Source organism: Roseovarius atlanticus, assembly GCF_019802205.1.
Taxonomy (GTDB): Bacteria; Pseudomonadota; Alphaproteobacteria; order Rhodobacterales; family Rhodobacteraceae; genus Roseovarius; species Roseovarius atlanticus_A.
Map to the genome: position 1 here is coordinate 1,019,322 of NZ_JAHVHQ010000003.1, position 15,004 is coordinate 1,034,325.

Here is a 15,004-nt window from a genome sequence, read left to right on the forward strand (position 1 = left end):
CGCGGGGTCAGCCGCCGGGATAATCCTGCACCGGGCCCTGCGGCAGGAAGGGCTTGCCGGTTTCCTTTTCAAGCTCGGCGGCGCGGGTCAGCAGGCGTTCGCGGCAGGCGGTTTCGAGATCCCAGAAGGTGGACTGGTCGGGGGTGGGCAGGGCGAAGAGGACCTTCTTGCCGAAGATGTCCTGATCCTCGACCCAGACGCCGGCGTCGTCCCTGGAGCCCAGCGTGCCGTCGTCGATCTCGTCCATGATCTGGAAGAACGCCGTGCGCAGGGCGGATACATCGGCGGTCTGGGCGAAGGTCAGCCGGATCGGCCGGGTCATCTCGCGGTCGCCGGCGGAGAGGTTCTCGAAGGGATGCTTGACGAAGTGGCTGACCGGCACGATGAAGCGGTTGCCGGTCCAGATCGCCAGCTGGACATAGGTGAAATGGATGCGCTCGACGGTGCAGAAGCGGTCCTCGAAGATGATCTGGTCGCCGATCCGGGCCGAGCGGTTGAGCGCGATCTGCACGGCGGCCAGGAGGTTCCCCAGCACCTCGCGGGCGGCGAAGCCCAGGACGATGGTGACCGCACCGGCCCCGGCCAGCAGGGTGTAGCCCAGGGAGTTGAAGACCTGCACCGAGCTGAGCAGCGTGGCGGCGCCGGCGATCACGGCGAGGATGATGACGAACTTGCGAAAGCCCGACAGCATGGTGGCCATGTTGCGATAATGCGCGTTGCCCGGGTTGGCGAGTTCCTCGGGGCTGTTGAGGCTGACGCGGTCGAAGATCTCGTCGGCGACGCGCACGGCGGCAAGCGCGAAGCCGATGACATAGCCCAGAAGGACCAGGGGCCCGACGACGACGCTGATCGGGCCGGTGACCACCAGCAGGCGGTTGGTGGTGAAGCCGATGACGGCGGAAATCACCATGATGGTGGCGGGCAGGCGGAAGGCGCGGACGCAGGCCTGCACGATCCGGCGGCTGGAGAACTGGCCCAGCCAGCCGACGAGGCGATAGGCGATGTAGCCCAGCAGGAACGCGACGACGGTGATGACGGGCAGTGCCAGCCATTCCCAGATATACATCCCGAACGGGCCGCGTTCGCGCGCCCAGGAGGGCATCGCCATTTCAAGCTCGGTCGGCCTGAAGCGCTCGTAAAGCGCGGGGATGTCGCGCACGCTCTGCCGCGAGATGAGCCAGACCGCATCGCCGTTCGCGGGCTTCACGCGGTTGAGGCGCAGGGGCACGGGCCGTTTGTCCAGCTCCAGCATGTTGAGCAGGATCGAGCGGCGCACGCGCCCGGCGTCAGGGTCTTCCTCGGCCCCGTCGAGCCAGCCGTCGGGACGGTCCGACAGGTCGGTCCAGGGGATCAGGACCTGCCGGTCGATGATCATCTTCAGCTGCCGCGCGAGATCGGCGCCGCGGTTGGCCTGCATCTCGAGCGGCAGATCGCCCAGGTCCAGCAGGTGGGCCGCGGCGCCGTACTCTTCCTTGTCGAAGTAGGCGAGGAGGGATTCCACGGTCGAGCGGGGCGTGTCGCGGTCGAGGGATGCGGGCGGCTGGGGCAGGCCGGGATTCAGCAGGTCGATCTCGAAATAAGGCTCCTGCGCGAGTGACGCGACCGCGCCGGACACGAGGACGAAGAGCGCCGCCAGGAGGCTGCGCAGCAAGGCGGCGAAAATATGCATAGGTCTGGTCACGTGTCCCGTCGTTTTCGTGCCAGCATAACCCGGTCCGTGCCGGTTTGGTTCATTTTCTTCCGCGCGGCCCGGTCCGGGGTCGAAAACCGGAGTGATTGAAGCTTTCGCCAAAGGCGTTATGGAGGGCGCGGTGAGGTCAGAGGGTGATGACATGACGAACGGGTTCGCTTTCGAGCTGGGCGCAACGGACGGGCAGGCGCGGACGGGGGTGATCCGCACGCCGCGCGGCGAGATCCGCACGCCGGCCTTCATGCCGGTGGGCACCGCCGCCACGGTCAAGGCGATGATGCCGGAAAGCGTGCGCGAGACCGGGGCGGATATCCTCTTGGGCAACACCTATCACCTGATGCTGCGCCCCACGGCGGAGCGGATCGACGCCCTGGGCGGGTTGCATCGGTTCATGAACTGGGAACGGCCAATTCTGACCGACAGTGGCGGGTTCCAGGTGATGAGCCTTGCCGGGCTGCGCAGGCTGAGCGAGCAGGGGGTGACGTTCAAGAGCCATATCGACGGGTCGAAACACGAACTGACGCCCGAGCGGTCGATGGAGATCCAGCGCCTGCTGGGCAGCGACATCGTGATGTGTTTCGACGAATGCCCCGCGCTGCCGGCGAGCGACGACGAGGTGGCGCGGGCGATGCGCCTGTCGATGCGGTGGGCGGCGCGGTCGAAGGATGCCTTCGGCGACCGGCCCGGCCATGCGCTCTTTGGGATCATGCAGGGCGGCGTGACGCAGGAGCTGCGCGAGGAAAGCGCCAAGGCGCTGGTGGAGATCGGGTTCGACGGTTACGCGGTGGGCGGCCTGGCCGTGGGCGAGGGGCAGGACGCGATGTTCGGCGTGCTGGACTATGCCACCGGGTACCTGCCCGACGACAAGCCGCGCTACCTGATGGGGGTGGGCAAACCCGACGACATTGTGGGTGCGGTCAAACGCGGCGTCGACATGATGGATTGCGTGCTGCCGTCGCGGTCGGGGCGGACGGGGCAGGTGTTCACCCGGCGCGGCGTGCTGAACATCAAGAACGCGCGGCACCAGGACGACCCGCGCCCCTTGGACGAGGCCTGCACCTGTCCGGCGTGCCGGACCTATTCACGGGCCTACCTGCACCACGTGTTCCGCAGCCAGGAGATCATCAGCTCGATGCTGCTGACCTGGCACAACCTGCATTACTACCAGGAGATCATGGCAGGCATGCGTGAGGCCATCGCCGCGGGCCGGTTCGACGCATGGGAAGCCGAGTTTCATGCCGGGCGGGCCGAAGGGGATATCACGCCGATTTGACAGCGTTCGCAACGGCTTGGCCGATCCTCCGGCTTTTGGCTCCAAACTGTTTCCAAAACGTGATCCGATTTCTCTAGGTGGTGGGCGGTTTTCCGCTTATCCTGATGTCATTACTGGGGAAATGAGTACTATTACAATGACTTATGCTGCCTTTGCCTTTAGCTGGATGTCCGTCGCGCTGTTCGCGGCCGTGTTGCTCGCCTAGTTCGGGCACGCGTCGGACCCTCCGAGCCCAAAATTTCAGACCGGCACCACGCACCGGGCCGATACATTTTTTTGAACGCTTTGCCGGCAGAGCGCGACCCAGAGGCATCACGACACCGTGACAGGCTGGGAGCGATCAGATGACATATGCGGTATTCACCTTCACCTGGGCCTCTATGGCGGTTCTGGCCGCGGTGCTGCTGGCCTGATCGTGCCGCGCCAGCGCCGCGCCACGGCGCGCGTCCACGCATGGGCCGCGCCTGCGCGATAATGTGCAATCACTGTTAAGAACGCGTATATTTGGTGCTTGTGCCTGTCTGCGCCGCGAGTCATGCTGGCACCAGCCCCGTGTGGGCCGAGGTTGAAACTGGTCCGAGAGCGCCCAGATTAAGCCTATCGAAACGGAGAAGGCCGGTGGTTGCCGCCATGTCGGGACCGGAGCCTTCTTGCCAATACAGGATACCGAGCATGCAAGATCCCCTTAACGCCTCTTACCCCGTGCTGCCGCTGCGCGATATCGTGGTGTTCCCGCACATGATCGTGCCGCTTTTCGTGGGACGCGAGAAATCGGTCCGGGCGCTGGAAGAGGTGATGCAGGACGACAAGCAGATCCTGCTGTCGAGCCAGATCGACCCGGGCGAGGACGACCCAAATTCGGACGGCATCTACACGGCCGGCGTGCTGGCCAACGTGCTGCAACTGCTGAAGCTGCCCGACGGCACCGTGAAGGTGCTGGTCGAGGGCGTCGCGCGGGTGCAGATCACCGAGTACCTGGAGAACGAGAATTTCTTCGAGGCGCGCGCCGAGTACCTGGCCGAGATGCCGGGCGACGCCGCGACGATCGAGGCGCTGCTGCGCACCGTGTCGGACGAGTTCGCGCGCTATGCCAAGGTCAAGAAGAACATCCCCGAAGAGGCGCTGGCCGCCGTGACCGAGGCCGACGACGCCGCCAAGCTGGCCGACCTTGTGTCGGGGCACCTGGGCATCGAGGTGGCGCAGAAGCAGGAACTGCTGGAGACGCTGAGCGTCAGCGAGCGTCTGGAGAAGGTCTATGGCCTGATGCAGGGCGAGATGAGCGTGTTGCAGGTCGAGAAGAAGATCAAGACGCGCGTCAAGTCCCAGATGGAGCGCACGCAGCGCGAGTATTACCTGAATGAGCAGATGAAGGCCATTCAGAAGGAGCTGGGCGATGGCGAGGACGGCGAAGGCGAGATTGCCGAGCTGGAAGAGCGCATCGAGAACACCAAGCTGTCGAAGGAAGCGCGCGAGAAGGCCGAGGGCGAGCTGAAGAAGCTTAAGAACATGAGCCCCATGAGCGCCGAGGCGACGGTCGTGCGCAACTACCTGGACTGGATGCTGTCGATTCCGTGGGGCACCAAATCCCGCGTGAAGAAGGACCTGGGCCGGGCGCAGGATATCCTCGACAAGGATCACTACGGCCTTGAGAAGGTCAAGGAACGCATCGTCGAGTACCTGGCGGTGCAGCAACGCTCGAAAAAGCTGAAGGGCCCGATCATGTGCCTTGTCGGCCCGCCGGGCGTGGGCAAGACCAGCCTTGGCAAATCCGTCGCCAAGGCGACGGGGCGCGAGTTCATCCGCATCAGCCTGGGTGGCGTTCGCGACGAGTCCGAGATCCGCGGTCACCGCCGGACATACATTGGCTCGATGCCGGGCAAGATCATCCAGTCGCTGAAGAAGGCGAAGACGACCAACCCGCTGATCCTGCTCGACGAGATCGACAAGATGGGCCAGGATTTCCGGGGCGACCCCGCGTCGGCCATGCTGGAGGTGCTGGACCCCGAGCAGAACGGCACCTTCGTGGACCACTACCTTGAGGTCGAGTACGATCTGTCGAACGTGATGTTCCTGACGACGGCGAACTCCTACAACATGCCGGGGCCGCTCTTGGACCGGATGGAGATCATTCCGCTGGCCGGCTACACCGAGGACGAAAAGCGCGAGATCGCCAAGCAGCACCTTCTGGCCAAGCAGATCAAGAACCACGGTCTGAAGCAGAAGGAGTTCAGCCTGGATGACAGTGCGCTGACGGCGATCATCCGGCATTACACCCGCGAGGCAGGCGTGCGGAACCTCGAACGCGAGATCAGCAAGGTCTGCCGCAAGGCGCTGACCAAGATCATCAAGAAAGAGGCCGAGCGTGTCGACGTGACCGGCGACAATATCGACGAGTTCCTGGGCGTGAAGAAGTTCCGCTATGGGCTTGCCGAGGAGAAGGACCAGGTGGGTGTCGTCACCGGGCTGGCCTATACTTCGGTGGGCGGCGAGCTTCTGAACATCGAGGCGCTGCGCCTGCCGGGCAAGGGCCGGATGAAGACCACCGGCAAGCTGGGCGACGTGATGAAGGAATCGATCGACGCGGCGTCAAGCTATGTCCGGTCGATCAGCCCGCAGATCGGGGTGAAACCGCCGCGGTTCGAGAACTGGGACATCCACGTGCACGTGCCCGAGGGCGCCACGCCCAAGGATGGCCCCAGCGCGGGCCTGGCGATGGTGACGTCGATCGTGTCGGTGCTGACCGGGATCCCGGTGCGCAAGGACATCGCCATGACCGGCGAGGTCACGCTGCGCGGCAATGCGCTGGCCATCGGCGGTCTGAAGGAGAAGCTGCTGGCGGCCCTGCGCGGTGGGATCAAGACGGTTCTGATCCCGCAGGAAAACGAGAAGGACCTGACCGAAATCCCCGACAACGTGAAGGAGGGGCTGGAGATCATCCCGGTCGAGCATGTCAGCGATGTGCTGCGGCTGGCGCTGGTCAAGGCGCCCGAGCCGGTCGAGTGGGACGAAGCCGCCGAGGAGGCGGCTGCCGCCGAGGCCGCGCGAAAGTCGCGGGATGACGGGGCAGGGGCCGTGACCCACTAGGCCGGCCCAACCGTACAGAGAAAAGAGAAAGGCGCCCCGGTCGGGCGCCTTTTTCGTTTGCGGGAAACGGATCGGCGGCCGAAGCGGCGCGGCAGGACGGCGAGACGCGCTTTAGAACGCGCCGCCGGCACTCGCGAGGAAGAAGATGTAAAGCAGGGTCAGCATCAGAAGATCGACCTTGGCCGTGGAATCCTCGACGGCGGCATCCGCGACAACCTGCTGATCGAGCACGGGGTCTGCCAGGCCTCCGGCAAGGCCGGGTTCGATGAAAAGCAGCGAGGCGACAGCGGCGGCGACAATAATTTTCTTCATTGTGTGATCCCCAGTGATAATTGGCGACAATTTATGCGGCCCGGTTGCCGGCACGTCAACTCGGCGGTGGTATTCCGTTCCAAATCCGGTATCGTGTGTCAAAAGTGCAAATAACAGAGGCCCAGAATGGCATCGCGCAGTACGACAAGCCCGAAATCCAAGTCCGCGGCCACGGCGCCCGCCGCCCCGGCCAAGGCGGATCTGGACGTGGTCACGGAGACGACCGCGGCGGAGATCGTTTCGACCGAACTCAAGAAGCAGGAGCTGCTTCAGCTGGTGGCGGACCGCGCCGACCTGAACAAGAACAAGGTGAAGCCGGTGGTCGAGGCCATGCTGGAAGTGCTGGGCGAGGCGTTGGCCGAAGGGCGCGAGCTGAACCTCAAGCCGCTGGGCAAGGTGAAGATCAACCGCCAGAAAGAGGTCGGCAACGCGCGGGTCACCGTGGCGAAGATCCGGCAATCGAAGGACGACGACACCAGCGGCAACGGCTAAGGCCGCCCGGGTCCGCCTGCAGGGTGAAATTCCATGCGAGGATCATGCGGCTTTGCTATTGCACCGATCTCGAAGGGGCGCTAAACAGCGGCTCCGGCGGGCGATTAGCTCAGTGGTAGAGCGCTTCGTTCACATCGAAGATGTCAGAAGTTCGAATCTTCTATCGCCCACCATTTCCCACCCTAGACCGTCAGCATCCGCCAGACCCCGTAGCCGATGACCAGCAGGGTCACGACGACCACGGCGGGCCAGCTCCAGCCTGGCCAGTGCGGCGGGACGCGCTGGCGCAGGATCTGGAGCGACGTCGCCATGAACCAGGCGAGGGTGAGGCCGAGGAGCATGAAGAGTGCGATGATCCGGGCATTGCCCTGACCGTGCGTGCCCAGCCCCAGGACGTCGAGATAATGCGCGCCCCACAGGATGATGAGGACTGCCGCCACCGCCAGGGCGGCCAGCAGGGCGGGCCGGCCATGGGGCAGGAGGGCCAGCACCAGAAAGAGCGCCGCCGTGAGTGCGAATGCAAGAAGAGTGAGGGCCATGCTCGTGCGCAGTCTTTTTCTTCGTTGCCGACGACCTTAGGCACGGGCACAGGCGTTCTGAACAGATTTCGGCAGGCGCGTGTTCATTTTCGACCGGCCTGTTGCGGGAAAGTTCGACCGCGCAGTCGGCGGGGCGGTCGGGTGCGAAGCATCTTGCAAGGCCATTGCGGTGTTGCTAGAGGAGCGCAACGAGGGGCGGTTAGCTCAGTTGGTAGAGCGCTTCGTTTACACCGAAGATGCCGGGGGTTCGAGTCCCTCACCGCCCACCATTCCCCCTAGTAGAAACAGGCCGGCAGACGCGCGTTTTCCGATGGCGAAACACGTGCCGGGTGTTGTTTCGCTTGGAGAAACATTCCGTTTTTGAGGATCGGAGTCATTCCAACCTGCATTCCACGCTGTTAACCATGTTTGCGGATGCCGGTGTGCCGACGGTTGCCACGGCAAGGCTCGATGCAGGGGAAGCAGGAGCACATGCAGAATTCACTGGACCTGATCAAGGTCGGCGGGGCCTGCGTCTCGGGCCTGGCGCGCAACGGGTACGCTATCGAGACGGTGTCGGATTTCGAGGCCGTGGAACAGCTGGTGCGGGAGCATGGCAAGACCAGCGTCACCGCGAAACTGTCGGCGCATTACAACGATTTCACCGAAGAATCCGGCTTCTGGCTGGTGCTGCGCGAGGGCGAGACCTTCGTGGCGGCGGTGGCGACGCGGTTCGACAATGTCGGACGCGAGAACATGGGCGACTACATGCGCCGGACGATGCGCCGGCATTACCCGCACCCGTCCGGCGACACCTTGCTGAACTTCACCACGGCGCTGCCGCCGGGGTTTCACGGGCGCATGGCCTATATCGGAGAGCTTTTCGTCGCCCCGGGGCAGCGGGGGTCGCGGCAGCGCCTGCGGCAGCTGATGTTGCTGCTGCATTGCTGTATCGCCACGAAATGGCCGGTGGACTGGACCTATGCGATGATGCGGGACCGGGACGTGATGGCGGGATTCGCAACCACGTATGGGTTTACCGTGCAGGTGCCCGGCGTGGCGAGATGGGCCGATCCGGCGCCCGCGGGGCGGGGCGACAGCGAATGGCTGGTGGCGCTGTCGTCAGAGCACCTGTCGCACATGATGGCGTATTACGCCGGCTCACTCGAGAGCTTGTGAGTAGTTCAGCACGTACTTGTTGCCTTCGCCATCACGCACCGGCAGCAACAGCCGCTTGTAGGTGAAGCGCAGCGGAAAGCTGTGGCCGGGCAGCATGACGTCGATTTCCTCGATTGTCAGCTTGGGTTCGCCGCGCGTGGCCTCGACATGGGCCAGCCGGACGCTTTCGCACAGCTTGTCGTCGAAGGTGGTGAAGAGATAGCGCAGGTGCTCGGCCGTCTGGATGCCGAAGCTTTGCGCGGCAAGGCTCTGGTGGCCGATCTTGTAGGGCTCGGGCAGGCGCGAGTGCTCGTCCGGCGCAAGGTAGAGATCGACATGTTCGCTGAGCGTGTCGAAGTTGGTCAGAACGCCGCCCTGTTGGTGCCACCAGGTCAGCACGTCGTCCAGAAGGGGGCGGGCGCCGCGTTGCGACAGCTTGCGATGCGCCTCGCGGGTGACCGAGGTCAGGATCCGTTCGGCCTGGGCCGTGACGATGCGGTTGTCGATCTCGCCGCCGGCCAAGGTGATCTGGTCGTTGAGACCGGCGATCTGGTTCGGCGTGATGCCGAGGGCGGAGCAGATCTTGACGACGCTGGAATAGCCCGGGTCACTTTTCGAGGACAGGAGGTTGGAAATATAACGCTCGCCCTGTCCGATCTCGAGAGACAGGCCTTTGTAATCGTAGGACGAGCCCTTGATGTAGGTCTTCAGTCGATCATGGAAATCCAGCACGAGATACCAATCCTGTTTTACGGATCACGAGTCATTTATAAGAGGTCTATTGCAGTAACGTCAAATAGCGATTGACACTTCGCCAGTAAAGTATTTAGCCCCAACGCTTGGCATCTGTGCACCTGAATCCAAAGAAAAACACTGTTTCCGAAGACTGACGCAACGTCACGAAACGCTTGAAAACCTGCGTCGGGGCGGGTGTGGAAAAACCTGTCGATTTGACGCGGTGAACGCTTGACGGGACGGGCCGCGCCGCCTAAACACCCTCTCACGCTCGGGGCATGGCTTCGGGTTTGCAGCGGGCGGTTGTAGCTCAGTTGGTTAGAGTACCGGCCTGTCACGCCGGGGGTCGCGGGTTCGAGCCCCGTCAACCGCGCCACCGCTGCAATACATTACGACCTTCGCGCGGTTGTAGCTCAGTTGGTTAGAGTACCGGCCTGTCACGCCGGGGGTCGCGGGTTCGAGCCCCGTCAACCGCGCCACGTCCTCCCCTGAATTCAGTCGAAGAACCGGCGCAGCGCCGCGATGGTCGCCTCGGGCGCCGTGTCGATGAAGAAATGGCCGCCTTCGACCGTACCGGAGCGCATGTCGGCGCATTTCGATTCCCAGGTTGCGGGCACGTCATAGTGGCGGGCCATCGCACCGTCACGACCGTAGAGGATCAGGGTGGGGCAGGCGATGCGGGCGTCGAGATCGGCGGCATCGTCATGCACGTCATGGGCGATGGCGGCGCGGTAATCGTTGCACATGCCGCGGATCGTGTCGCGGTTGCGCCAGCTGGCGCGGTAGGCGGCCAGTTGATCCGGGGCGAAATCATCGAGGGCGGCGGAGCCCCAGCCGGTGAGGCAGGAGTGGTAATAGGCGTCCGGGTCGGCGGCGATCATGTCCTCTATCAGGGCGCCGGGCTGGGCGAGGAAGAACCAGTGGTAATAGGTCTGCGCCACGTCCATCCGCAATTCCGTCAAGAGCGTGTGGGTGGGGACGATATCCATCAGGCATAAGGAAATCACGGCGTCGGGCGCGTCGAGGGCGAGCCGGTGCGCCACGCGCGCGCCGCGATCATGGCCTGCGACGGCGAAGCGGTCGTGGCCAAGGTGGGACATCAGTGCCAGTTGGTCGCGGGCCATTTCGCGAAAGCTGCAGGCGGCGACATCCCGGGGTTTGTCGCTGTCGCCATAGCCGCGCAGGTCGGGGCAGACCACGGTGTGTGTCTCGGCCAGCGCCGGGGCCACGTGGGCCCAGAGCGCGCGGGTCTGCGGGAAACCGTGCAGGAGCAGCAGCGGCGGGCCGGAGCCGCCGATGCTGTAGGCAATCCGGGTGCCGTTGAGTTGCGCGGTCGCGTGGCGAAAGCCGGGGATGGGCACGGGTTAGCGCGACAGCCGGTCGAGCACGCGCGCCCAGCTGCGGGTGCCCTTGTGAAAGCTTTCGACGTTGTATTTCTCGTTGGGCGAGTGAATGGCGTCGTCTTCCTGGGCAAAGCCGATCAGCATGGAATCGAGCGACAGGATTTCCTTGAAGAAGCCGGCGATGGGGATCGAGCCGCCCATGCCGACAAAGACCGCCTCGCGGTCCCATTCATCGGACAGCGCCTGGCGGGCGGCTTCGAATTCGGGGCGGTCGATGTTCATCTTCGCGGCGGGCGAGCCGTCGAGATCGTCGTTCCAGGTGACGCGGGCGTCGGGTGACAGGCGGTCCTCGACATGTTTGCGGATGTTCACGCGCAGGGCGTCGGGGTCCATGTCATCGACCAGCCGGCAGGTCAGCTTGCAATGCGCCTCGGCGGGGATCACCGTCTTGGTGCCGGCACCCTGGTAGCCGCCCCAGAGACCGTTGATTTCCAGTGTGGGCCGCGCCCATTGCTGGACGAGCGTGCTGTAGCCCTCTTCGCCATGTGCCCGGGTGAAGCCGACCGAGGACAGGTATTCCTTTTCATCGAAGCCGCAGCTTTCCCATTGGCGCAGAAGCTCGGCGGGAACCTCTTGCACGCCGTCGTAGAAGCCGTCGACGGCGACGCGCCCGGTGTCGTCGTGGAACGAGGCGATGAGGCGCGAGATTTCCCGCAGCGGGTTCAGGGCCGGGCCGCCGTAGTGACCGGAATGCAGGTCGATGCGGGGGCCGTGGATGGTGAATTCGTCCTTCATCATGCCGCGCAGTTGCGAGGCGATGGAGGGCACGCCGGGGGCGACCATCGAGGTATCGCAGATCAGCGCGAGATCGGCCTGAAGCTCTTCGGCGTTTTCCTTCATGAAGGGGATGAGCGAGGGCGAGCCTGATTCCTCTTCGCCCTCGAAGAAGAAGGTGATGCGGCAGGGCATCTCGCCGGTGACGTGTCTATAAGCGCGGCAGGCCTCGACGAAGGTCATCAGCTGGCCCTTGTCGTCCGAGGCGCCGCGGCCGCGGATGACCTTGCCTGCGTCGGTGTCCTGGATCTGCGGATCGAAGGGGGCGGTCTTCCACAGCTCGAGCGGGTCGACGGGCTGGACGTCGTAGTGACCATAGAACAACAGGTGCGGGCCGGTGCCGCCCTTGGGCCCGTCGGCGTGGCCCACCACCATGGGATGGCCGGTGGTGGGGCGCTTCTCGGCCTTGATGCCCAGGCTTTGCAGGTCGGCGACCAGCCAGTCGGCGGCGTCCTCGGTGGGCTGCTTGAAAGCCGGGTCGGTGGAGATGGAGGGGATGCGCAGGAGATCCGTCAGGCGGTCCATCGCGTCGGGCAACTGGTCGTCGATACGGGTGAGGATGGCGTCGAGGGACATGCGCGAACTCCGGTCTGAAGGAAATGTTGGCCGGACCCTACCACCGCGCGCCGGACTGTCCAGCGGGATCGGGGCGCCGGCCCCTTGCGCCTGCGACCAAAGGAGGGGCCGGGCGCGGTTGTCACGGGGGCAGGGGCGTGGCAATTTGTAACCTGTTGCGCGCCAAGTCTTAAAACTATATCCGGCGCAACAAGGGCGAAGCTGGCCGCCTCCGCGCCGCGCCTCGTCAGACTGCCAGGAGGAGATCCGCGTGGATTACACTGCCAAGCTCGATATTGCCTTGAACCGACTTCACGAGGAAGGGCGGTACCGCACCTTCATCGATATCGAGCGGACGAATGGCCAGTACCCGCACGCGACCTGGAAGCGGCCCGACGGGGTCGAGCAGCCGATCACCGTCTGGTGCGGCAACGATTATCTCGGGATGGGGCAGCACCCTGTCGTCCTGGCGGCGATGCACGAGGCGCTCGATGCCACTGGCGCAGGGTCGGGCGGCACGCGCAACATCTCGGGCACGACGGTCTATCACAAGCGGCTGGAGGCCGAGCTGGCGGACCTGCACGGCAAGGAAGCGGCGCTGCTGTTCACCTCGGCCTATATCGCCAACGATGCCACGCTTTCGACGCTGCCGAAGCTGTTTCCCGGGCTGATCATCTATTCCGACTCGTTGAACCACGCCTCGATGATCGAGGGCATTCGCCGCAATGGCGGGTCCAAGCGGATTTTCCGGCACAACGACCTGGACCATCTGCGCGAGATGATGGCGGCGGATGATCCCGCGGCGCCGAAGCTGATCGCGTTCGAATCGATCTATTCGATGGATGGCGATTTCGGCCCGATCGAGGCGGTCTGCGACATCGCGGACGAGTTCGGCGCGCTGACCTACCTGGACGAGGTGCACGCGGTGGGCATGTACGGACCCCGCGGCGGCGGCGTGGCCGAGCGCGACCGGCTGACCCACCAGATCGACATCATCAACGGCACGCTGGCCAAGGCGTTCGGCGTGATGGGCGGCTATATCGCCGCGAGCGAGAAAATGTGCGATGCGGTAAGGTCTTATGCGCCGGGCTTCATCTTTACCACGTCGCTGCCGCCGGCCGTCGCCGCCGGGGCGGCCGCGTCGGTTGCGCATCTCAAGCACGATCAGGACCTGCGCGACCGGCACCAGACCCAGGCCGGCATCCTGAAGCTGCGGCTGAAGGGGCTGGGCCTGCCGATCATCGACCACGGCACGCATATCGTGCCGGTGATCGTGGGCGATCCGGTGCACACCAAGAAACTGTCGGACATGCTGCTGGAGCGCTACGGCATCTACGTGCAGCCGATCAATTTCCCGACCGTGCCGCGCGGCACCGAGCGGCTGCGCTTTACCCCCTCGCCGGTGCATGGCCCGCGCGAGATGGACCATCTGGTTAACGCGATGGATGAACTCTGGAGTCATTGCGCGCTGAATCGTGCCGAACTGTCAGCATAATTTCGTCACAGGTGCATTGTTTCTTGCGCTATGCTAAGAGTGCATAAAGAAAAAGGGCATCGCGCGAATCGGACAGACCCGGAAGAAGGGTTTCGCGCGGCGGGATAAACGCAGGCACGAAGTTAGAGGGCAGAACCTGATGATAGGGTTCCGATCCAAGCGATATACTGGGGAACCGGACGTCGAGCCGCGTGGTTTCGACGCGTTCGAGTTGCGCTTGGGCGACCTGATGCGCGGTGAGCGCGCGACATTGGGCAAATCCCTTCTGGATGTTGAACGCGAGCTTCGCATCAAGGCCTCCTACATCGCCGCCATCGAGAATTGCGATCCCGACGCGTTCGACACGCCGGGCTTCATCCCCGGCTACGTGCGGTCCTACGCGCGCTATCTGAACATGGACCCCGACCGGGCCTTTGCCGGTTTCTGCGCGGAAAGCGGGTTTTCCATCGCGCATGGCATGTCGGCCGAGGCCAGCAGTATCCGCCGCCCCGACGCGATGCCGATGCGGCGCAAGGCCCGCAGCGAAGATCCCATCGCCTTGCCGAAGACACCGTTCGTGCCGGCCACGGAATCGTTCCTGGCCCGGATCGAGCCGGGCGCGATCGGGTCGGCGATGGTGCTGACATTGCTGATCGGCGGCCTGGGCTATGGCGCGTGGAGCATCCTGAACGAGGTGCAGCGCGTGCAGTTCGCCCCGGTCGAGAACACACCTGCGGTCCTGAGCGACCTCGATCCGCTGGATGGCGCGGTCGCACCGGCCCAGACCGACGGCCAGACGCGCGAGAACGACCCCGCGACGACGGCATCGGTGTTCGACGCCCCGCGCGACGAGCGGCTGGACCGGCTGTACCGCCCCGAGGCGCTGGACGTGCCCGTGATGGTCGCGCGCGACGCGCCGATTTCCACGCTGAACCCTGCCGATGTGGGGGCGTTCAGCGGCACGCTGCCGGAGGCGGACCGGACCTCGCCCGATTACGCGACGGCCACGGCCGGTGCCGCGCAGATCGCCGATGCGCCCCGGACGGGCCAGACGGGCCGGGCCGGCGAAGAGCGCCAGGGGCCGCAGGTTCTGGCCGAGCAGCCCGCCGGCGTGAAGATGGTGGCGGTCCGTCCCGCGTGGGTCCGGGTGCAGGCGCCCGATGGCAGTGTCATCTACGAGACGATCATGAACGCGGGCGACACCTGGGACGTGCCGGTGATGGAAGATGCGCCGACGATCCGGATCGGGGAAAGCGGCGCGATCTATTTCGCCGTGAACGGCGTCCACCATGGCCCGGCCGGGCAGCGCGGGCAGGTGACCTCTGGCCTGCCGCTCGACTCGCAGATGCTGGCCGATGCGCTGCCGGTGGCGAACCTGGACTCCGACCAGGACCTGTCGCGCTACGTGGCCGAACTCGAAGCGCGGGCCGAGACACCGCCGACACAGGACTGATCCGCGCCTGAGGGGCCGGAACCCTTAATTCGCGATCCTTTCATTGTCATAGCCTCGCTGCATCCTTACCTTGGACGCAGGAT

At 64.6% G+C, this 15,004-nt stretch carries 13 protein-coding genes and 4 tRNA genes; 11 read left to right on the plus strand and 6 right to left on the minus strand.

The genetic code is table 11. The features are described 5' to 3' along the window. Positions 1-7 precede the first annotated feature (7 nt). Complete coding sequence (locus KUV49_RS21655) at positions 8-1,681, minus strand: mechanosensitive ion channel family protein (RefSeq protein ID WP_222449975.1); 1,674 nt, start codon at positions 1,679-1,681, stop codon at positions 8-10. 151 nt (positions 1,682-1,832) lie between these two features. Between KUV49_RS21655 and tgt the strand changes: the two genes are divergently transcribed. The 3 genes from tgt (at position 1,833) to lon (ending at position 6,047) form a co-directional block, all read left to right on the plus strand. Next, positions 1,833-2,963: a tRNA guanosine(34) transglycosylase Tgt gene (gene tgt / locus KUV49_RS10930; RefSeq protein ID WP_222449976.1), complete on the plus strand. Its 1,131-nt coding sequence runs from the start codon at positions 1,833-1,835 to the stop codon at positions 2,961-2,963. A 16-nt stretch (positions 2,964-2,979) separates the two neighbouring features. Further along, complete coding sequence (locus tag KUV49_RS10935; RefSeq protein ID WP_152492165.1) at positions 2,980-3,168, plus strand: hypothetical protein; 189 nt, start codon at positions 2,980-2,982, stop codon at positions 3,166-3,168. Between the two features lie 467 nt (positions 3,169-3,635). Then, positions 3,636-6,047, plus strand: a complete 2,412-nt coding sequence (lon, locus tag KUV49_RS10940; RefSeq protein WP_222449977.1) for an endopeptidase La — start codon at positions 3,636-3,638, stop codon at positions 6,045-6,047. Positions 6,048-6,158: 111 nt separating this feature from the next. Here the strand turns inward: lon and KUV49_RS10945 are convergent, their stop codons facing one another. Beyond that, positions 6,159-6,359 carry a hypothetical protein gene (locus KUV49_RS10945; RefSeq protein WP_222449978.1) on the minus strand — a complete coding sequence of 67 codons (201 nt, stop codon included), beginning with the start codon at positions 6,357-6,359 and terminating at the stop codon, positions 6,159-6,161. Between the two features lie 126 nt (positions 6,360-6,485). Here KUV49_RS10945 and KUV49_RS10950 point away from each other — a divergent pair, with 126 nt between their 5' ends. Together KUV49_RS10950 and KUV49_RS10955 are read left to right on the plus strand one after the other, a co-directional pair. Beyond that, positions 6,486-6,851 carry an HU family DNA-binding protein gene (locus KUV49_RS10950; protein WP_222449979.1) on the plus strand — a complete coding sequence of 122 codons (366 nt, stop codon included), beginning with the start codon at positions 6,486-6,488 and terminating at the stop codon, positions 6,849-6,851. Positions 6,852-6,949: 98 nt separating this feature from the next. After that, positions 6,950-7,024 (plus strand) — tRNA-Val (locus KUV49_RS10955). A gap of 9 nt (positions 7,025-7,033) precedes the next feature. On the opposite strand, the gene KUV49_RS10960 is transcribed toward KUV49_RS10955, so the two are convergent. Continuing rightward, positions 7,034-7,390, minus strand: a complete 357-nt coding sequence (locus KUV49_RS10960; RefSeq protein ID WP_222449980.1) for a hypothetical protein — start codon at positions 7,388-7,390, stop codon at positions 7,034-7,036. A gap of 193 nt (positions 7,391-7,583) precedes the next feature. Here KUV49_RS10960 and KUV49_RS10965 point away from each other — a divergent pair. Together KUV49_RS10965 and KUV49_RS10970 are read left to right on the plus strand one after the other, a co-directional pair. Next, positions 7,584-7,659: transfer RNA gene (locus KUV49_RS10965), tRNA-Val, on the plus strand. A gap of 202 nt (positions 7,660-7,861) precedes the next feature. Next, on the plus strand, positions 7,862-8,548 hold the full coding sequence (locus KUV49_RS10970; protein WP_222449981.1) for a hypothetical protein: 687 nt from the start codon (positions 7,862-7,864) through the stop codon (positions 8,546-8,548). On the opposite strand, the gene KUV49_RS10975 is transcribed toward KUV49_RS10970, so the two are convergent. Beyond that, positions 8,531-9,259, minus strand: coding sequence for a helix-turn-helix transcriptional regulator (locus tag KUV49_RS10975; RefSeq protein WP_152492171.1), 729 nt, complete (start codon positions 9,257-9,259; stop codon positions 8,531-8,533). The two genes, KUV49_RS10970 and KUV49_RS10975, sit on opposite strands and share 18 nt — an antisense overlap. Positions 9,260-9,561: 302 nt before the next feature. On the opposite strand from KUV49_RS10975, the gene KUV49_RS10980 reads away from it, so the two are divergent. Together KUV49_RS10980 and KUV49_RS10985 are read left to right on the plus strand one after the other, a co-directional pair. Then, positions 9,562-9,638: transfer RNA gene (locus tag KUV49_RS10980), tRNA-Asp, on the plus strand. Between the two features lie 26 nt (positions 9,639-9,664). Then, a tRNA-Asp gene (locus tag KUV49_RS10985) sits at positions 9,665-9,741 on the plus strand. Between the two features lie 15 nt (positions 9,742-9,756). Here the strand turns inward: KUV49_RS10985 and KUV49_RS10990 are convergent. Further along, positions 9,757-10,623 carry an alpha/beta fold hydrolase gene (locus KUV49_RS10990; RefSeq protein ID WP_222449982.1) on the minus strand — a complete coding sequence of 289 codons (867 nt, stop codon included), beginning with the start codon at positions 10,621-10,623 and terminating at the stop codon, positions 9,757-9,759. Positions 10,624-10,626: 3 nt separating this feature from the next. After that, complete coding sequence (locus tag KUV49_RS10995) at positions 10,627-12,015, minus strand: dipeptidase (RefSeq protein WP_222449983.1); 1,389 nt, start codon at positions 12,013-12,015, stop codon at positions 10,627-10,629. Positions 12,016-12,265: 250 nt separating this feature from the next. On the opposite strand from KUV49_RS10995, the gene hemA reads away from it, so the two are divergent. Then, positions 12,266-13,489 (plus strand): 5-aminolevulinate synthase, encoded by a 1,224-nt coding sequence (hemA, locus tag KUV49_RS11000; protein WP_222449984.1) that lies wholly within the window; start codon positions 12,266-12,268, stop codon positions 13,487-13,489. A 139-nt stretch (positions 13,490-13,628) separates the two neighbouring features. Next, positions 13,629-14,921 carry a helix-turn-helix domain-containing protein gene (locus tag KUV49_RS11005; RefSeq protein WP_222449985.1) on the plus strand — a complete coding sequence of 431 codons (1,293 nt, stop codon included), beginning with the start codon at positions 13,629-13,631 and terminating at the stop codon, positions 14,919-14,921. The last annotated feature ends 83 nt before the right edge of the window (positions 14,922-15,004 follow it).